Annotated in this window: 6 protein-coding genes; 3 read left to right on the forward strand and 3 right to left on the reverse strand. The window is 52.4% G+C overall.

Going from position 1 to position 20,830, the window contains the following annotated elements; all coding sequences use genetic code 11:
* Positions 1-7: 7 nt before the first annotated feature.
* Positions 8-1,513 (forward strand): DUF1501 domain-containing protein, encoded by a 1,506-nt coding sequence (locus tag ACYVHB_RS10605; protein ID WP_461051696.1) that lies wholly within the window; start codon positions 8-10, stop codon positions 1,511-1,513.
* A gap of 89 nt (positions 1,514-1,602) precedes the next feature.
* On the opposite strand, the gene ACYVHB_RS10610 is transcribed toward ACYVHB_RS10605, so the two are convergent.
* Both ACYVHB_RS10610 and ACYVHB_RS10615 read right to left on the reverse strand, forming a co-directional pair.
* The gene (locus tag ACYVHB_RS10610) at positions 1,603-5,100 is read right to left on the reverse strand and encodes an RICIN domain-containing protein (RefSeq protein ID WP_461051697.1); all 3,498 of its coding nucleotides are present in this window, start codon (positions 5,098-5,100) and stop codon (positions 1,603-1,605) included.
* A 399-nt stretch (positions 5,101-5,499) separates the two neighbouring features.
* Positions 5,500-17,406: an amino acid adenylation domain-containing protein gene (locus ACYVHB_RS10615; protein WP_461051698.1), complete on the reverse strand. Its 11,907-nt coding sequence runs from the start codon at positions 17,404-17,406 to the stop codon at positions 5,500-5,502.
* Positions 17,407-17,918: 512 nt separating this feature from the next.
* Here ACYVHB_RS10615 and ACYVHB_RS10620 point away from each other — a divergent pair.
* On the forward strand, positions 17,919-18,659 hold the full coding sequence (locus ACYVHB_RS10620; protein ID WP_461051699.1) for a DNA alkylation repair protein: 741 nt from the start codon (positions 17,919-17,921) through the stop codon (positions 18,657-18,659).
* Between the two features lie 98 nt (positions 18,660-18,757).
* On the forward strand, positions 18,758-19,600 hold the full coding sequence (accD, locus tag ACYVHB_RS10625) for an acetyl-CoA carboxylase, carboxyltransferase subunit beta (RefSeq protein WP_461051700.1): 843 nt from the start codon (positions 18,758-18,760) through the stop codon (positions 19,598-19,600).
* A 31-nt stretch (positions 19,601-19,631) separates the two neighbouring features.
* On the opposite strand, the gene ACYVHB_RS10630 is transcribed toward accD, so the two are convergent.
* Positions 19,632-20,741, reverse strand: coding sequence for a T9SS type A sorting domain-containing protein (locus ACYVHB_RS10630; protein ID WP_461051701.1), 1,110 nt, complete (start codon positions 20,739-20,741; stop codon positions 19,632-19,634).
* Positions 20,742-20,830: the final 89 nt, after the last annotated feature.

A 20,830-nucleotide genomic window follows, 5' to 3' on the forward strand; every position in this document is an offset into this window, starting at 1 on the left:
ACTCTTTATGAAACGCAGAGACTTTCTGACGGCTGCTTCAACTTGTTTGCTGCCCCTTACCATCAATGGCTTCAGTCTGAGGGCTGGCGGAAAGCCTTTAACCTGGCTGCAATCCGTACCCGACGCTACCAATTTCAGCGACCGGGTACTCGTAATTATTCAGCTAAACGGTGGAAATGATGGACTTAATACTGTAATTCCGCTTGACCAGCTATCCGCTTATACAGCACTACGAGGTAACATTGCGATCCCTGAAAACCGCGTATTACCCTTGATCGGTAATTCTACAGTTGGATTACACCCTGCCTTGACTGGTTTAAGGGGTTTGTACAACGATGGTAAATTGAGCATTATTCACTCGGTAGGGTATCCTGATCCGAACCAGTCACACGACCGATCCACCGAGATTTGGATGACGGCATTGGGTGCCAACCAAATTGCCCAGACGGGCTGGATTGGGCGTTATCTGGATGTTCGTTTTCCGGGCTATCCAGCTAATTACCCTAATCCCCAGATGAAAGATCCGTTAGCCATCCAGATTGGCCTTCAGACTTCGCCTGCTTTGCTGGGTAGTCAGCAGTCCATGGGCGTTGCCATTAACGATCCCAATGCAGTTTACCAGATGACCGGGTCTGCGTCGACCACATCGCCAACGGGTTTACCGTGTTGCAATGGCGGAGCGCTAATTTCGTTCGTCCGTCAGCAGCAAAAACTGGCCACAGGGTACGCTGCTGAAATCAAACGGGCCGCCGGTGCCGGTAGAAATTTGGGGGCCTATCCGCCCTCGACCGATAAGAATGAACTGGCTGAGCAACTCAAAATTGTCGCTCGTCTGATTCATGGAGGGATGCAAACAAAAATCTACTTTGTCAGGATGGACGGTTTCGATACCCACGCCGGGCAAGTTGACAATGCTGACTCAACCAAAGGCCGACACGCTGATTTGTTGAGCAAATTGTCGGCAGCCATCACGAGTTTTCAGCAGGATCTAAAACTTCAGGGACTCGAAGACAAAGTCATTGGCATGACATTTTCTGAGTTTGGCCGACGGGCTAACTCCAATGCATCTAAAGGTACTGATCATGGTGTAGCGGCTCCTCTGTTCGTATTCGGCTCCAGTGTCCGCCATCCTGCTATTGGCGTTGTCCCTGATTTATCTGCTTTATCAGGCACTGGTGCGAATAGAGACGTTCCTATGCAGATTGATTTCCGCCGGGTATATTCCGACATAATCAACGACTGGTTTGGCACGGATCCTACAACAACCAACGCGATATTGTACCGTAGTTTTCCAACGACATCACTGTTCTCGGATTCGATTGAAACGGTCGCGTCGGGTAACTGGACTGATGCGTCCACGTGGTCAGTTGGGCGAATGCCCTTAGCGAATGAACGCGTGAGAATCAACTTCGGTCATACGATTACTGCCGGTCAGACTGTGATGGCTAAGAACATTCAGTTGCAAGGAAAATTGCAATTCACCGGAAACCACTCAGTTGTGATAACCGGATAAAAACAGCTTAGTTTGATCCGTACCATTTACGGATCAAACTAAGCTGTTTTTATCCGGTTATCACCTGCCAGCGCCGGAAACGTTTAAATCTAATGGGTTACTACCAACTTGCGATTAGTGACCGATCCTGCTTTCTTTATCTGCAATAGATACAAGCCCGAAGCTAAAGCAGATACGTCGAGTTGGCAATTATCTTCACGGCTTACCACTATGGTGCATACCCGGCCCAGCATGTCCACAACGGATACCTCGCTTCCCGCAACTCCCTCTACTCGCACTACATCAGACGCCGGATTGGGATAAACCCTTACGCTGGCCAGATCACCTTCACCCAGCAGATTGCCAGTTGATCCATTTAACTTGGTGAAGCGAAACTTCTGGTTGTCCCCGTTGTTGTTCGACCACTGTTGTAGGTACGCTCCGTCACTGGGGGAGTTCCGTTCGATGGTCAGGTACTTCTGGCTATGTTTGGCGACCACGTTGTAGTAACCACCACCCGCATCGACTAACTTGAACTGCTGGTTGTCGCCAAGGTGTATAGACCATTGAAAAACCTGAGCACCGTCACTCATCGAAGATCCGCCTACATCCAGCGCTTTGCCATTCAGTGACGACTTGATCAGGTAGTATCCGTTCTTCTGGTCGGTCAATATCCACTTCTGGTTGTCCGCGCCGTTAGGACCCCACTGAACGATTTTTCCGCCATCTTCTCGGGAGCTGCCATACACATCCAGCGCCTTGCTACTGTGCTTGGCGGTAATGGTGTAGGTGACATTTGCTGCAATGGGTTGGCTTGTCTCCGATGGTGCAATTAGCTTCGTGAAGCGGAACTTCTGATTATCACCGCCGTTGTTGGACCACTGTTGAATGTAGGCTCCGTCACTGGGGGAGTTCCGTTCGATGGTCAGGTACTTCTGGCTGTGTTTGGCGACCACGTTGTAGTAACCACCACCCGCATCGACCAACTTGAACTGCTGGTTGTCGCCAAGCTGAGTCGACCATTGATAAATTTGAGCACCGTCACTCATCGAGGATCCGCTCACATCCAGCGCTTTGCCATTCAGTGACGACTTGATCACGTAGTATCCGTTTTTCAGGTCGGTCAATATCCACTTCTGGTTGTCCGCGCCGTTAGGACCCCACTGAACGATTTTTCCGCCATCTTCTCGGGAACTGCCATACACATCCAGGACCTTGCTACTATGCTTGGCGGTAATGGTGTAGATAGCACCCGATTCAACAGGTGAGTTGGGGCTCGACGGTGCCATTGGATTACAGGACCCCGTTCCCACCGACCAATGGTCAATTTTGTCTAAGGGGGTGTCCTTAACTGCGTTCGGGGTATTAACCAACTCCAGGTTGCATACAACCGTGTTGTAGGAGCCCGAGTTGAGATAAAGCCCATTGTCGCAGTTAGTAGCCGTGTTGTTCTCAAAAATGCTGCCCAGCACGGCTGGTATTCGCTCGTCGACATAGACGCCCCGCTGATGATACTCTAAGTAGTTCAAATAGCCTTCCGGATGATAGGAGTCATTCATCACAGCCCGTACGGCGGGTCGACCCGCCGACAGCCTGTTGTTGCGCACGTCCAGCCCAATCACCGAAGTGCCAAACGTCCTCTCCTGGCCGTGCTGTACCGTATGTACACCAATGAAGACCTCACCGGACCGGTCTGTATTGGCCACCGAATTGCCCACAATCTGGTTGTTGTACATAGGCGTGAACTGCTGATAACCGTTGTACTCCTGCTGAATTGGGGCTAACTCAATTGAGCCGCTGTTAGTCAGCGTGTTGTTGGCAATGGCGACCTGGGTCGTTGCATTGTGATACAGCATGATGCCCTGCACGTTACCTTCCAGGGTGTTACCCTGCACCAGCCAGTTGCGGGCACCCCAGTTGAAAATGGCATAGTTGCAGCCCCGCTCCGGTACCACATCCCAGGCCCGGTCCAGATTCAGCGTGTTGCCGTTGCGACTGACGATGCTGCGCCACTGACCCATGCCCTTCCCGCTAACGATGGCGACCACCGGCCGATGACGAAGATTACCCCAGTTTTTACTGTTGTCCTGCAGGGTGGTGGCCGTAGCACCGCTAACGGTTCCTGCATCTTCATCGACGCGGTCCGAACTATTACCACCCCCTTCGGCGAAGATTGTTTCCCCATCATTGTTGTTTCGAGTGGGGCCGTTTATAACCTTGAACAGGTTGTTGAGCACGGCAATGTTCTGGGTGAAGTTGAGGATCAGCACGTGGTTGATCAGATTGCCGGGATAGCGGGCCGAGCCATCGCGGTAAACCCGGTTGTTTTCAAACACACCTTCGCGGGCGTAATTCACATCTAACCCGTGGACGGCAAACGTAAACGAGTTGCGGGCAATGACAAAGTTGGTGCAGGCGGTTAGGTTGATCGGCCCCCGGTAATTGCTTTTCTCACTTACTCCCTGGGTGAAGTCGGAGTTGGCGATCACCAACTTATCCGAGTTTGCCAGGTCCATCCAGTCCCCCCGGTTCAGGTCGAAGCGGATGCGCTGGAAGAAAACCTCACTAACCCGGCCGCCCCGCAGGTTGCCCATCGACGCGCTACCGGTGTTGTCTATATTGAGTAAGGACAGGTCCGCCAAACCTGACAGGTTAGTGGCGGTTGGAAAATGAACGCCCACGTGGTCAACGTTGAGCCGGTAGCCAAACTTGAGGATGGTCTGATCTTTGCCCGCACCCTGGACAACTACCCGGTTACGCATTTGAATGAATTCAAAATACTGTTCGTAGAGCGAGTAAGTACCCGCTGGCAGGTAGACAATGCCCCCCCCGTCGGCATGGGCCCGATTAATGGCCTCCTGAATTGCGGGCTGATCGTTAGCGTTGCCATCACCAATAGCCTTCTTGCTCAGACGGGAATCGGTCTTTACGTTATAAACGTTCCGGTAAAAGTCGAGCTTAGCCGCCCAGCCCACTCCCAGTTGGAAGTAATCCTGACCAGCGGCCACCGCCGTCAGGGTCTGGGGCATCCGGGTCTGGCCAGCCGGGCCACCCTGGCCGTTGTTGACCTGCAGGTCATAAGTCACGCCGGGCTGGAGGTTCGTTGGCATCGTCAGGCTGAGCTTGTAGGCATCGCTCTGGTTGAGGTCGACGCCGACCTCCAGGGTGGGGCCACCGTTTTGGGCTACTAAACGAATCTGAGGTGTACCCGCAGTCAGTTTAAGGTTACGGCCGAAGATGCGCAGGGGTCCCCCCGGACTAATCAGGGGGGAGTCGGGGTGCATGGCTAAGGCCTGGTTAACAAAGACCGTGTTGCTTCGCTGGCCCTGATCCTCAACCCAGATCTGGTAGAGATCATGGGTAACGTTAGAAGGTATCTTGACGGAAACATGATCAGCGCTCTGAGCCAGGACGGCTAACGGAGTTGGGGAGGTAGACGAACCCGCCAGCATGAACGCCCTGACGTTAGCGCCAAAGTTGCCCTGTAGGCTAACAGCTTGATTAGGTAAGGCTGAATTGGTGGCATTGAAGATGGCGATTTGGGCAAGGGCCATCCGTCCATAAGTGAACTGAGTGAGTAAGGTGAGTAACAGGAGACGATAAAGCATACATTAAGAGGGATAAAGCTTAAGTTTAAAAAAATAAAAATTAATGCACAAAACGTTTAAAAAAATTATCTTTCGATAAGAATTTTAAACAAATAAACTGAAAAAAATTGTAAAATCGAGTTTGAAAGGTAAAATTTAGAATCAAACCGATATATTTGATGTGTCCCTTGGAAGCAGGCTATGCACACTCACCAGTGTGTGATTGACCGATTTCTTCCCTGTAGCCTGTTGACCAGTGTAAACAGTTCATTCTTCACAAGTCTGTGTGCTTTGATCAATGGTGGCAGGCCCTACCAATGAACACGTTCAACGAGCTTACTCATATGCCGTCAGTATATGAGTAAGCTCGTTGAACGTGTTCATCGGTAAGAAACAACCTACAATTGCGTAGGTGTTATATCATAGGCCATTCAAAACGTTCTGCAGAACACGGGCAACGTCTTTGTCGTTTGGCGGATAAAATAAATTAGCATGGTCTCCCGGCACTTCGTGAACGTTAATTCCCTTCAGAGCAAACGGTTTCCAGCCCAGATACTCAAAGTCTTCCCAGTAATACATGCGTTGTTTGGCGCGGAATAAGTCAATGGTTATTTCATGAGGAGACAACCGGTACTTACGGGCAGCGATACTGTTGGCTTCATAAACTTTATAATTGTTGCCCCGGTGCACTTTAGAGAAATCCTCTCCATATTTCACCTTGCTGTATAAGCCAGTTATTCTGCGCTTTACCGAATTTTTCTTGTAGTTGATTGTTCCCCGAAAATCTTTCTTCAACAACACGAACGTATACGAGTACTTTTTTACGCCGAGTAACATATTATTCCATTGCTTAGATAGCCAGGGATCAAAATAATCCGACTGATCAGCATGCGTGTCAAAGAGAGCCAGCAACTTTACTTCTTTGCCCCTGTTCAATAGTTGTTTGCTCATTTCATAGGCTATAATTCCGCCAAACGAGTAGCCCCCTAAAGCATAAGGGCCGTTGGGGTTTTGTCGCATAATGCAATCGATGTAATGAGCTGCAATCTCCTCAATACTGGTCAATGGCTCATCTACACCGTTTAACCCTTTTGCCTGCAAACCAAAAACAGGTTGTTCGGGATCTAAGTGAGCCGTTAACGCATTGAACAGCAATACGTTCAAACCCGCTCCATGCACTATGTACAGCGGAATTTTAGTGCCTTCCGGCTTTATGGGAACTAAGGAATCCCAGTTCACCGAATCACTGTCTGTTTGAAGTAACAGAGCTAACTTCTCAATGGTCGAATGTTCAAGCAAAGCCGCCAACGGTAACCGTCTGCCACTCTCTTTCTCCAGACGGACCATGATATGAAGGGCGATCAGCGAGTGCCCGCCCAGTTCAAAGAAATTATCGAATACGCTGATTCGCTCTAATTTCAGAAGGTCGCACCAAACCGCCGTCACTAATTTTTCCAGCTCGTTGCGGGGACCCACGTACTCATCTTTACGCGCTGTCTTTTCCGAACCGGGGGCGGGCAGCGCCTTCCGGTCAATTTTGCCGTTCGGCGTCAGGGGCAGCTTCGTCAGGACAACGAACTGGCTGGGCACCATATAGTCCGGCAGAGAGAGTAAGGCCCGTTGTTTCCACGCCTGAATCTGTTCCGTAGAAACGACCTGATCGGCTTTGAATGGATTCCTGACGTAATCCGTTGCAGACGCGTAGTTTAGGTCAGGGAATGCGGGCGCGGCAGGAATAGCATTTTTAAGTTGGATGGGAATGAAAATGACATCAAAGCGCTGATCGGCTCCGTCGTTGGCCCACCGCACATGCGTTTTGAAGCCAAGCGTTTCGCCAACCGTTCGGAAAACGTCCGGATCGACACCTTCGACAACGGGCTGGATTCGCTGCTTCATCTCGGACAGCGATAGATTTTCGTCGAGGTATTCAATTGTCTGAAACAGGGCGTAGTCCGACGCGGTTCTCCGGTTAGCCACCGCCTTCAGCTCAACCACCCGGTCTGCGTTTGCCCGTAATTCCGCTTCCAGGTCATTCATCCCGTAGTCCGGATTCCAATAAATTGTCTGGTCTACGTCAACAACCTGGGGCGCTTCGCCGACGTAAAGCCAAACGTCATAGTGATACTTGGTTGCTTCGTTGCTGTACTGCCCTTCGCGGAGTTGAACGTCAACGCCTTTAATGGCCGGTATCAGTTCAGGAAGCCGGTAAAAGAAAGCCGTATCGGCCATCATCTCGTCTTCGAGGAAAATTCGCCTGTCGATTATTTGCCTAAATTTTCGGAGGGTCACGTCCGGAGCCGAATGTGAAATCTGATCCGCCGTGTGGAGCATGTTCAGCGTACTTTTCGTCTGCATGTCGCCGATGAAAATACAGCCACCTTTGGCCACAACCGTAGTGGCCTTTTCAATGACGCGCAGCAGGTAATCCACATCCGGAAAGTACTGCGCCACGCTGTGCATGAGAACCAGGTCTAATGGCTCTTTCACTAAGGAGAAATCACTCGCCGGGGCTGTGGCAACAGACACGTGCTGCCAGCGTTCCGGCTGAACGGCCATCTTCTGCCGGATGGTATCAATGGCCGACTCGGCGTAGTCGGTGCCGATGTACTGATCGACCTCGGGCGCTAAAGGAAACAGCATCTGACCAGCCCCGCAGCCGAGTTCCATAATGCGTTTGGGGTTGAGCGCCTGCACGCGTTTCACCGCCTGCCCTTCCCATTCCTTAACTTCAAATTGAAACACATCCCGGCCGCTAACCTGCGCGGTGATTCCTTCACCTGTGCGGTAGATTCGGTCCCACTGGTCATGCCAGCTAAGCATTTTATCGGAGCTGTTGGTCGCTGACTCCGGCACGACATAAGCCACCAGGCGCTGGTCGCCCGAATTATCCTCACGTGCCATCACTACGGCTTCCTTCACGTCCTCGAACGTATTGAGGGTGTTCTCGATTTCGCCCAGTTCAATGCGGTAACCGCGCAGTTTCACCTGGTTGTCGATGCGGCCCAGACACTGAATTTCCCCGTCGTTCACGAACCGGCCGAGATCGCCCGTCCGGTACATTTTCCCCCCGCCAAACGGGTTGTCGACAAAGCGTTCGGCGGTCAGTTCCGCCCGGTTGAGGTAGCCCTGCGCAACCCCATCTCCCGCGAGGTAGATTTCGCCATCCATACCTTCGGCGACTGGCCGCAACGACGGGTCCAGCACGTAAACCTGGGTATTTTGGATCGGACGGCCAATGGTAATAACCGGATCACTGGCCAGAATCTGCTTGCCCGTCGAATAGATTGTCGTTTCCGTTGGGCCGTACATATTCCAGAGGGTGCGGCAGCGGGGAAGTAGTTTATGGGCTAAATCCATCGACATTGGCTCTCCACAGCACAGAATGTTGAGCGCCGACCCACCGGGGGTGGTCGTTGGTTCCCAGCCCGCGTCGAGCATCATTTTATACGTCGCTGGCGTTGCCTGCATCAACGTAATGGGTTGCTCCCGGATGATTTGGACCAACGCCCGCCCGTCCTTTGCGGTTTCGGCATCGGCCAGAGCCACAGTAGCGCCCGCAGTTAGGGACAGGTACAGTTCCAGCCCCGCAATGTCAAACGAAATCGTAGTGACGGCCAGCAGGACGTCGTCCTGGCCGATACCCGGCCAGGTCTGCATGCTCCACAACAGGTTGACGATGTTGCGGTGCGTAATCAGTACACCCTTGGGCTTACCGGTCGAACCGGACGTGTACAGGACGTAGGCCAATGTGTTGCCCGAAACCGCAACATCGGGCTTTGTTTTCGGGTACTGAGCCGACTCGGCCAGTGCGCTTTCAAGCAATACCTGTGCCGTCGCGCTGGCTAATCGACGGCTGTGCTTTTCGGACGTGATGAGCAGTTTAGCCTGTGAATCGGTCAGCATGAACTGGATGCGGTCCTGCGGGTAGGCGGGGTCGAGGGGAATATAAGCCGCCCCGGCTTTCATAACGGCGAGCAGCGTAACCAGCATATCGGGCGACCGGTCCAGCGCGACGCCGACTAAATCGCCGACGCGGATGCCCTGTTGCACGAGGTAATGGGCCAGTTGATTTGCCCGTTCGTCCATAGCCTGGTAGCTCAGTGCCTGCCCGTTGCACGTAATGGCCGTTTTAGCCGGATACTGTGCTGCGGTTTGGGAAATTAACTGGGTCAGCGCTATGTTGCGGGGATAATCGGCTTCGGTCTGGTTCCACCGCGCCAGTTGGGCCAGCCGCTCAGAATCGTATAAGGTGGGCACCGCGCCGATGCGAACGGACGGATCAGCGACCAACGCCCTGAGCAACTGCTCAAACTCGCGCATCAGGCGGTCGATGGTAGCTGCCTTGAACAGATGCGTGTTATAGGACCACTCCAGCGTCAGAACTGACTCCGCATCGGTGACGTTGAGGAACAGTTCGAAGTTTTCGTACGCGCGCGGATTACTGGTGATTTGGTACGTAAGCCCGGCGTAATTAACGCCAACCGCCTTACCCATGTCGATGTTAAAGATCACCGGCACTAAGGGTATCCTCGATGGGTCGCGGGTCAGGTTTAGCTTCTTCAGCAAACTGCCGAACGTGATCTGCTGCTGTTCGTAGGCGTCGAACATCGCCGTTTTGCGCTGCTTCAGGTAATCCACGAACCGCTCGTCGGGCTTTACATGGCTGCGCAGGGGCAGCATATTGACGAAGTGACCGACCATGCGGGTGTTACCCGTAAACGATTGCCCGGCGGCTGGTAAGCCCAGCACTAATTCCTGTTGGCCGGTCACCCGGTGGAGGAACACCTCGAAGCCCGCCATCAGCGTCGTCACGAAGCTGGTGCCCGCTCCCACGCCCATCTGCTTAATGGCCGCTACCAGTTCGGCGTCTACTGCATAGTCGATGCGATGCCCCTGGTAGGTACGCGAAGCCGGGCGGGGCCGGTCTGTCGGTAAGTTGACAAGGGGTATGTTGCCCGCGTACTGGTTAAGCCAGAATTTTTCAACCGGCTCGTAGGTTTTGCTCTTCACAAACTGAGCCTGTTCAATCGCGTGCTGCGCGTAGGACGGAGCCGGTGGTAGGTCAACCGGGCTACCCTGAAAATAAGCGGAGTACAGTTTGCCCAAATCCTGCAGGATGACGTGCGTTGACCAGCCATCGGTGATGATGTGATGGCCCGTTAAGACAAGGTAATGTTCGTCGTCCGACAGTTTGAGCAAACTGGCCCGGAGCAGGGGACCGTTGGCTAAATCGAATACGTGTTGCATCTCCTGCGCGACGTAGTCACGGACTAACTGTTCGCCGTCGATAGTAGTCTCACCGGAAAAATCCCGGTAGAGGAGTCCGTTTGTCGGCCGGGCTAAGAAGCAGATCTGCTCACCGTTCCCGCTGAAAACGGACCGCAGCGCTTCGTGCCGCTGGAAAAGGGCCTGCACCGCCCGCTCCATCGCCACTCGGTCGAGCCGTCCCCGAAAGTGGAGCGAATTTGATTCGTTGTAGGATCGGTTGGCATCGTCGCCCCCCAATCGGCAGGCCGCCCATATCTCTAACTGCGGTTCGGTTGTCGGTGCCAAATGGCTGATTTCGGGACCCGTAAACGGGTTGTAGTCAACGACGGTGAAGTACGCTTCGCTCCGAATAACGTCGCCTGTCTCCACGCGCAGGAACCGGCCCGATGGGTCCGGGCTGGGCATAAACCAGCCTGGATTATCGTCACGGTCCCGGCCCAGCTTCGCGCCGGGTACGGGCGGTTCGCTGACGGCCGGGAAGGCACGGGTCGCACCGGACGCTGGCTCCTGACCAGCACTGAGGGCTGAGGCCGGTTTGAAAAAACCAGCCGCCATCATCTGATGGGTGCTCTCGACAAAGAGGCTGATTACCCGGTCCAGTTCGGCGTCCGTGTGCGCTTCGGTGATGTAACAGGCAAAACCGTCCCACACGTGAACGCCTTTCTCGCGCATCATCGTGAAGAGCAGTTCGCTGTACGGGATATCTTCCTTATACTTAATCTTCCAGACCGACCCGAACTGAGCCACGTACATCGGCAACTGAAGCCGCTCAAATTCAGCATTGAGCGCGTTGGCCACCCGGTCTCCTTTGACATTGAGACCCTGCTGCAGCGCCGGTCCTCTTTCCTTCATATACGTCAGCGATGCCCTGGCGGTGGCCAGCGCCAGCGGATGCCGGACGAAGGTGCCTGCAAAGTAGGTGACGCCCGCTTCGGGAAACGAATCGTCGCCGTACTGCCACGAACCGCCGTCGAGCGCATCCATGTATTTTTTGTCACCGGCGATGACGCCGATGGGAATGCCAGCCGCGATAACCTTGCCGTAGGTGGCTAAGTCAGCCTTGATGCCAAACAGGGCCTGCGCCCCGCCGGGATGCAGGCGAAACCCCGTAATCATCTCATCGAAGATCAGAGTCGTGCCCGAGGCCGCCGTAATGGTCCTGAGCTGCTTCATAAACTCGACCGGCCGGAATTCGGGCCGACGGCTTTGGACCGGCTCCACCAATACGGCCGCCAGTTCATGCGCCCGTTCGCGAATGATACGCAGGCTTTCGTCGGTGCCGTAGTCCAGAATCAGCATGTTCTGCACCGCTTCGGGCATGATCCCCGGCGCGGCCGGAAACGATTTCAGCTTTTTGCTGCCCCGAATGATGACCTCGTCGTTGATGCCGTGGTACGAACCCGTAAAAGCCACAATGAGGGATCGGTTGGTTACGGTCCGGGCAATTCGCATTGCACCCAGCACCGCTTCCGAACCCGTACTGCACAGCGCGGCCCGGTCAAATCCCGTAAACTCGCAGAGCAATTTGCAGACCTCCCCGGCCAGGACGTGCTGCGGCCCGATTTCATACCCATTCGTCGCCTGCCGGACCAGTGCATCAACGATAAACTGGGGCTGATATCCCAGCATATTCGAGCCGAACCCGCTCAGAATATCAATGTACTCGTTTCCGTCAATGTCCCACAACCGACTGCCTTTAGACCGGTCGACGACAATTGGGTAAACGATTTCTTTGGTTAGCGGCCGGAAGCCCGTAACGGCTCGTGGATCAGCCATGTAGGACCGGTGTTTCTGTGTGTAGGCTTTGCTGCCTCCCGTTTTGAGGGTGTACCGTTGCGTAAGCTGCGCTATAAATTCCTCTTGCTGCGGGGTGAGTTCGGTTGCTTGCCGCTCAATGCGGGCACCTGCGCCAAACGGCTTCCTGATTTCGGCGGCTTCTTCCGGGCTTAGCTCCGCTGGTGTTGAAGGTGTAAGCTTGCTGTGACCATTCAGGACAGGCGCGGGCGTTGGCGGTGCCGGAGGTATCGTCGTCGTTGGGGAAACGGGAGACGGGCCGCCCTGCTGCATCAGGGCGACCTGCTGCGACAGGATTTGCAGTTGCTGCGCCATCAGGTCCAGCACTGTAAGACTCTGGGTTGGCGCGGCCCCGTTGCTGGCCTGGATCGACACAGGAGGTGTCGGCGAAGCAATCGGCTGAACCGTTGGCTGAGGCATTGGCGCGGGTTGGTAAGCGTCGGCAGGTAAGGCCCGATCAAGATAATCAACCAGCGTATTCAGCGTAGCGTATTCTTCATTCAGTTGTCGAAACGTAATGGCAACGTTAAATTCTTTTTTGAGCGTCAACGATACCTGGGTGAGCAGTAGTGAATCGAGTCCTATCTCCAGAAAACTCATGTCAGGCGTTATGGTTGCCATCTCGATGCCCGATGCATCTTCCAGCACTTCTTTAACCTTGCCGAGCAGCACATCTTTTCGCATGATAGCGGAATGCGGATAAATTTCAATTGGTTGGCTAACCGGTAACGCCTGTTCTGTCAGCGTAGTCATGGTGTGGGTGACCTGTTGGAGCTGTTGTGCCGGATCAACCCAGTAGCGCTTTCGGTCGAAAGCATAGGTTGGCAGCGTTAATTTGTTTCTATTTTGGGTAGCGTAAAACGCCTTCCAGTCTGGCTCCAGGCCGTTTAGCCAGGTTTGACCTAAGGCGTACAGGATTGATTCGTACTCGGTCTGCGCCCCTTTTTTGTCTAAACTGGTCAATACAGTTACCGGTCTGGAACCTGCCTGCTGGCGGGAAAACGTTGTTGCACCATTGCCAGGTCCTACCTCCAGTAAAAGGGGTTGGTTCAACCCGAAAATGAAGTCGAGCGCATCGGCAAAACGTACCGTTAACCGCAGGTGCTTCGCCCAGTAGGCTGGATCGGTAGCCTGTTCCTTTGTTAGCCAGGTACCGCTGACGGAAGATATGATTGGTTTTTGCGGTTGATTTAAGGGAATTTCTCTGACGACCTTCTCAAAATCACCGACGATTGGGTCCATCATGGCCGAATGAAACGCATGGCTCGTTAGTAGGACCCGATTGGGTATTCCCTGCTCGTCCAGGACACTGGCAAAGGCGGCAATGTCTTCGTCATGCCCGGCAACGACGCATAGTTTATGGCTGTTGATGGCCGCAATGGACAAAGGCTCCGGCATGAGTGCGCCAATTTTGTCGGCCTCTAACCGCACCGAAAGCATACTGCCGCGGGGGAGTTCACTCACCAACCGACCCCGAACGGCAATCAGCTTTAGCGCATCGGCGAGGGTGAAAACGCCCGCCAAGTGAGCGGCTACAAACTCACCGATACTGTGTCCACAAAACGCCGATGGTTCAATGCCCCAGCTCATCCACAACTTCGCCAGCGCGTACTCGGTAACAAACAGTGCAGACTGGGTATAGTGGGTGTTTCTCAGGCGTTCTTCGGCTGCTCCGTTTAGCGCATCCGGGTAGATAATCTGGCGGATATCTACGTTCAGGTGGTCACTGAGCAGTTCGGCACATTCGTCGATGGCCTGCCGGTACACAGGCTCGCTTTCATACAGTTCACGGCCCATGTTGAGGTATTGGGAACCTTGACCAGGGAACAGGAAAACTACCTCGTCCGTGGCTTGTTTCAACGTTTTTACCTGCGTTGACGAAGCGTCGTCTGTGCGTAGTTTTTCGGTCAGTTCACCGCCCGTAGCTGCCAGTACAAACCGACGATGATTGAAGGCCGCCCGCGTTGTTTGCAGGGTGAAAGCAATGTCTGCTGCCTGAGCCTGATCGTTCTGCTGCACATAAGCCGCCAACTGCTGCGCGTAGGCATCGCGGCTAACCGCTGATTTTGCCGACCACGTGATAAGCTGGACTGGTCGGCCTTTTTTTGGAGTTGGCACCGGAACTTTGTTGGCATACTCGTCGAGTACAATGTGAACATTGGTGCCGCCAACGCCGAACGAACTGACACCGGCCCGTCTTGTACCGGCTGAATTCCAGTCTTTTAAGGTGGCGTTGACGTAGAAAGGACTGTTGTCAAAATCAATATTGGGGTTTGGCTTGTCGTAAAATAAAGAAGGCGGAATCTGCCGGTGGTACAAGCTCAGGACAGTTTTTATGAACCCGGCAACACCCGCAGCCGCCACCAGATGGCCCATATTGCTTTTAATGGACCCTAAAGCGCAAAACTGGTTTTCGTCCTGTGCGCCGAACGCTTTTTTCAATCCTTCTACTTCTATCGGATCACCCAATGGGGTGGCCGTGCCATGCGCTTCAATGTACGAGATAGACGACGCTGCTACGCCCGCGTCGTCTATGGCCATTCGTACGCAGCCAGCCTGCCCTTCCGAACTGGGGGCCGTGAAACTGCCTTTGCTGCCTCCATCGTTATTTATGCCAACCCCTTTAATGATGGCGTAAATAGTGTCGCCATCTTGCTCCGCCTGCTTTCTGCTCTTCAGTAATACGGCACCGGCCCCATCGCTGAACACCGTTCCCCTGGCATCCGCGTCGAATGCGCGGCAATGGCCGTCATCACTCAGCATGGCTCCCTCCTGATATAGATGGCCACTGTTGATGGGTGCCGTGACGGTTGCGCCCCCGGCGAGTGCCATTGTACACTGACCTTTCCGAATGCTTTCTACCGCTTGAGCAATCGCCAGTAGAGACGTTGAACAGGCCGACTGCACGGTTACGGCCGGACCATCTAAATTGAGGGTGTAAGCCGTACGCGAGGAAATGTAATCTTTGTCATTAAAGGTCATTACCTGTAAGAAGCCCGCTTTTTCAATCAAATCCGGATGCGAAGCAACGTTGTTCAGGTAGTAGGAGTTAAATCGACAACCGGCAAAAACACCGATGGAGCCTTTGTACGTTTCGGGTGTATAACCCGCCGTTTCTAAGGCTTCCCAGGCGATTTCTAAGAATATACGCTGCTGCGGGTCCATTAACTCTGCCATTCTTGGATTGATACCAAAGAAAGCCGCATCAAACTCATCCGCTCTGTCGATTATGCCGCGGGCTTTCACATAGTTTAGGTCGGTTTTTATAGACTGCGCTATCGTTGGATCCAGTTCCTGATCTGAAAAAAACCGAATTGTTTCTCTACCTTCTTTCAGCACATGCCAAAGTTCATCAATCGTATTGGCACCTGGAAAGCGGCCGGCCATACCAATCACGGCTACGTCGTGAACAGACGCGTCCGGGACGGGTTGTTTGGTAGCTGATGGACGGATATTTTGTGTTACGCCGTTCAGGAATTGAGCAACACCCCTGACAGTGGCATACTGATATAAAATGGCAACTGGCAACCGGTAGTTATACCGCTCCTTCAGGGTAGCTATAGCTTTCACGGCCAATAAAGAATTGCCGCCCAACTCAAAAAAGTTATCGTTTATGCCTACTCTATCGAGCTGTAATAACGAGGCCCATAGGGTAGCAATTTGTTTTTCTGTACTTGTTTCAGGGGCTTTATAAAGCACGCTTAATTCGGGTCGTTCCGACGACACATCCGGCAGGGATGCCCGATCTATTTTGCCGTGGAGGGTTAATGGCAAAGCAGGCAACTGCACAATTAGAACCGGAACCATATAATCAGGCAGCTTACTCACCAAATGGTGCCTAACCGCGACCGTGTCAAGCTGGGTTTCAGGCACCACATAAGCAACTAACCGCTTGTCGCCAGCCTCGTCGTCTTTGGCCACTACCACACACTGACGAACCGACGGATGCTGACGAAGGGTGCTTTCAATCTCACCCAATTCAATGCGATACCCTCTAACCTTTACCTGATCGTCTGTTCTGCCTATGTAATCTATGTTACCGTCTGGCAGCCATTTCGCTAAGTCTCCCGTCTTGTACAGGCGTGCGCCGTCTTCACTAAATGGATTGGCAATAAACGCAGCCGCTGTTAATTCGGGTTTGTTTAAATACCCTCTGGCTACCTGCACACCACCAATGTGCAGTTCACCGGTTTCGCCTACTGCAACTGGGTTGCTACAGGCATCCAGAATGTATAACTTGTTATTTGGCAAAGGCATACCAATGGGCAGTTGCCCCGCATACTGTTTCTGCCGATCATAGAAATGGTAGCATACGTTCACGGTAGCCTCAGTGGGGCCATACTTGTTGAAGAAATCAACGTATTGGCTCCATTGCACGGCCAGATCAACCGGACACGTTTCTCCCCCTGAACAGATTCTTTTTAGGGACGAATAGAATCGGGGCTTTATGCGTCTAAGAAAAGAAGGAGTAGTTTGAAAATGAGTAATTCCCGTTTCCTCAATTACAGTAGTTAACTTGTCAGAGTCTAATTGGTCTTCTTTAGAAATCAGGACGACACAGGCTCCGCTAATGAGTGGAACAAAAATTTGTTCCACCGAAGCATCGAATGTGTAATTGGCCAGTACTAATTGCTTATCGGTAGAATCAAATTTAAAAATTGCCGAGTAACTTCCAATCTCATTGACGACTGACTGGTGCTCAACCATGACACCTTTTGGCTGACCAGTCGAACCGGACGTGTAAATTAGATATGCTAAGTTTTTTGACGTCAGCGAATTTTTTGGGTGTTCTTCTGACTCCTGCGCTATAATCTCCCAATCAGTAGTTAAACAGATGATGTCAAGTTCTTTTTCGCATTTTTTTAATAGATCGGTCGAATTGACATCCGTAAGCACAATACGGCTATTTGTATCCTCAATCATGTAGTCAATTCGACCTTTGGGATACTCGGGGTCGATAGGAACATAGGCTCCTCCTGCTTTCAGTATACCCAGTATGCCAACAATCATCTCCAGAGAGCGGTTGATGCAAATAGGCACAAACAGCTCTTCCTTCACCCCCAACCCTCTTAAATAGTTGGCCAGTTGATTCGATTTCGTATCTAATTCCTGGTAGGTAATTTTTTTGCCCCCAATTAGTACCGCTACGTTGTCCGGGGTCTTCAATACTTGCCGAGCGAATAAATCAACGATTGTCTCGTTACTTACATCGATCTTCGGCAACTGAGCAATTCTAATCGCATTCGTACTGTATATATTGCTCATATTTTTGGTTTATAAATTGAGTTTGTAGGTGTGGAGGTTCACAGTTGTCTTTCAGTGGATTGGCTAATTATAGTCTCACCCATCCAGACGGTACGTATTTGGTTAGTTTAGGGAAACCAGTAGAAATATTATAAATAAATTTACCTTATAAAAAATCAGCACTTGATCTATCGCATTTTCATCCGTATAGGATTACAATATCTGTATATCGTATTATTGGTATAGTAAATACAAAGTTGAATCTGACGTACATTCAGCTAATTGACTCATTAAATTAATCAGATAATATTTTGTATTATTATTATATAGCTAAAAAGATATGTGTACTATGTAGTCAGGAAGTATATTTATTAGGCGGTAGCAAAGGGTAGTTGATATTATTATACTGGCGCTTAATAATGTTATATTCACAAATTACCCTTAGACTGAGTTACCAATCTCTTAAAGGGGTCAACGGAAGTAGGATGCATGGTAATGTTATATAGACAATTGGTTGATTACTATAATCATTAATGAGCACGTACGCTGATGTCAGGAAAGCACTGGTGAGTCTTAAACAACCCGAACGGGCCTCGTTTGCGGCCCGTTACTTCCAGGCAAAAGCAGGCGAATACGGCGAAGGTGACCAGTTTTTGGGACTTTCCATGCCGCAGCAGCATGCGGTGGCGAAGCAGTTTCTGACTGTAACACCCGGTGAGGTTGAGCAGTTGCTGCGCGATCCGTATCATGAATGCCGCATGACAGCGTTGTTGATCTGGGTTTATCAGGTCCGGTCTGGACTGACCCGGTCTGGATTGACCCGGTCAGTTCGCAAGGCTGAACCCGTGGGGCGAATCGCCATCATGGAGCGGTATCTGGCCAACCGGCAGTATGTTAACAACTGGGATTTGGTTGACTCATCGGCTACGGCCCTCGTGGGCGAAACGCTGCTGACCGGCGACCGGCTGCTGCTGACGGAACTGGCCGACGAAGACCACCTCTGGACGCAGCGCATTGCATTGGTAGCAACGCTGGCGTTTATCCGAAAAGGGCAGTTTACCGATACCTTCGCGTTGGCTGAACAACTGTTTGCCAGTGAATACGGCTTAGTGCAGAGCGCCATTGGCTGGATGTTGCGCGAGGTAGGCAAACGGAACGAAGCCGCGCTGGAGGAGTTTCTGCACGATCATATCCGATCTCTCCCGCGCACGGCCCTGCGGGGTGCTATCTACCGATTCGATCCAGCTCGTCGGCGGTATTATCTGAACTTGTAAATTGATAAATTGGTGAGGGGCCTTCGTATCTTTACAGCCCGTTTGCGGAAGTGGCCATCGACCGACAGCCGTGAACGTCAAACCGAAAACTACTGACAATGTCTTGGTTCGTCCGAAAAGATAAGGGCATTCAAACCCCAACCGAAATGAAACGGGAGGCCCCCGACGGGTTGTGGTATCAATGTCCGAATTGCAAAAAAGCGATGCACACGCGGGAACACAAGCTCAACGCCTATACCTGCGTTCATTGCAATTACCACGAAAAAATCGGGTCTGAGGCTTACTTCTCCATTCTGTTCGATGAGAACGAGTTTACCGAACTCGATGAAAACATGACTTCGGCTGATCCGCTGAAGTTCACCGACACAAAGGCTTATCCGGGGCGGGTGAAGGCGACGATGGATAAAACGGGCCTGAAAGATGCCGTTCGGACGGCATACGGTCCCGTAAACGGGTCGATTGTGACGATGGCCGTTATGGATTTTAACTTTATTGGCGGCTCAATGGGGTCGGTAGTGGGGGAAAAGATCGCCCGTGCCATTGACCATGCTATTCAACAGCGGACACCGTTTTTGATGGTATCGCGGTCGGGGGGTGCCCGGATGATGGAAGCTGGGTTTTCGCTGATGCAAATGGCCAAAACATCAGCAAAATTAGCGTTGCTGTCGCAGGCCAAACTGCCTTACGTATCGTTGCTGACCGACCCGACAACGGGGGGCGTCACGGCGTCCTACGCCATGCTGGGCGATTTCAACATTGCCGAGCCAGAAGCGCTCATCGGTTTTGCGGGACCGCGCGTGATCCGCGAAACCATTGGTAAAGACCTCCCCAGGGGCTTCCAAAGCGCCGAATTTGTACTCGACCATGGCTTTCTGGACTTTATCGTCGACCGCAAGGATCTGAAAGATAAACTGTCCAACCTGTTCGGCATGTTGGTGTAATCCGGAACACGATTCAGTAGGTGTTTGTAGCCTACTTTTTTACCACCTTACGAGTCAGCGTCCGGTCGCCCACCTTGGCGTGGAGCACGTAAAATCCGGGCGTCAGGCTACCCATGCTGATTACCTGCTCATGCCGACGGGTCAACCGACCAAAGGTCATTTCGTGCAGCGTTCGACCATTGCTATCCAGCAACTGTATCCGGGCCGTAGCCGGATTGCTGGTTTGAACAACGACCTGCAACCGATCATCGACCGGGTTGGGAAACACGCTTAGCGTAATGTCTTCATCGCGATAGCCGGGCAGAGCCGTTACAACACCGCCCTCCAGTGCTGGTTCGTAGGGCGGAATAACACCGGGCGTACCGGGCCGGTCCACCACGACCAAGGATACTTCAATTAAGGTCTGGCTGATTAAAAGGCCATTTCGATACTCGCCAACGGTCACGGCTACGCTGTAATTTCCTGACTCAACGGGGGCGTTCCACGTCAGGTTGCCGGTTCGATTGGCCAACGTAAACGTACCCCGGCGCGTCAGATCGTTGGGGTATTGATAGGTAGCCACAGCACGACCGGTACACGCATTATTGGCACTGCTGGTCAGCGGTCGGGTGAGGGCGTAAACCAGACTATCGCCCTCGGCGTCAGTCGTTTGTAAAGGAAAATTCAACTGCTGATTGGTGGCGACAAGGAAGCCGTTCTCAGGAAATAAAAGTGTTGGCGTACGGTTAATTCCGTTCGTGGTTGAAAACGTCGTGGTCAGTGTCATTGGTAGCTCCTCAGCTCCAGTAATGTTTTTGGCTGCTGTCCGGTTGGACAGTGTAGTCGTCAGCGTGTAGGTCCCCGGTCCGGCGTAGGTATGAACAAGTCGGTAGGTGTTGATGCTGGTTGTGCGGTCGGTTGAGAGAACACGTGCCAGTCGAACTACCGATTGAGTGCTGCCGTCGCCGAGACAGAGCGACACCTGGTCATCGCTGGTAGTTGAGTTTGTACCCTGAGGGCCATCGAGGTACAGTGTTATGGTGATCTCGTACGTCAGCGCCGTTTCCGATATGGACCGGGTTTGGATGTAGCCACCCCGCAGGTGTGACGCGTAAGACTGAATGCCAAGCAGCATCAGACACAGCGCTGTAAACGTTTTCATATTTGAGTAAGGATAAATAGCCAGATTTATTGAGATAACTGTCCCTGGATATATCGTCGTATGAATACGCATAAAGATTTCGTAAACGG

The sequence above is a fragment of the Spirosoma arcticum genome (assembly GCF_054779955.1).

What these genes read in the sequence shown, in the direction of transcription:
- ACYVHB_RS10605 (WP_461051696.1), top strand. Translation starts at nt 8, where the DNA reads ATGAAACGCAGAGACTTTCTGACGGCTGCTTCAACTTGTTTGCTGCCC.
- ACYVHB_RS10610 (WP_461051697.1), bottom strand. Translation starts at nt 5,100, where the DNA reads ATGCTTTATCGTCTCCTGTTACTCACCTTACTCACTCAGTTCACTTAT.
- ACYVHB_RS10615 (WP_461051698.1), bottom strand. Translation starts at nt 17,406, where the DNA reads ATGAGCAATATATACAGTACGAATGCGATTAGAATTGCTCAGTTGCCG.
- ACYVHB_RS10620 (WP_461051699.1), top strand. Translation starts at nt 17,919, where the DNA reads ATGAGCACGTACGCTGATGTCAGGAAAGCACTGGTGAGTCTTAAACAA.
- accD (WP_461051700.1), top strand. Translation starts at nt 18,758, where the DNA reads ATGTCTTGGTTCGTCCGAAAAGATAAGGGCATTCAAACCCCAACCGAA.
- ACYVHB_RS10630 (WP_461051701.1), bottom strand. Translation starts at nt 20,741, where the DNA reads ATGAAAACGTTTACAGCGCTGTGTCTGATGCTGCTTGGCATTCAGTCT.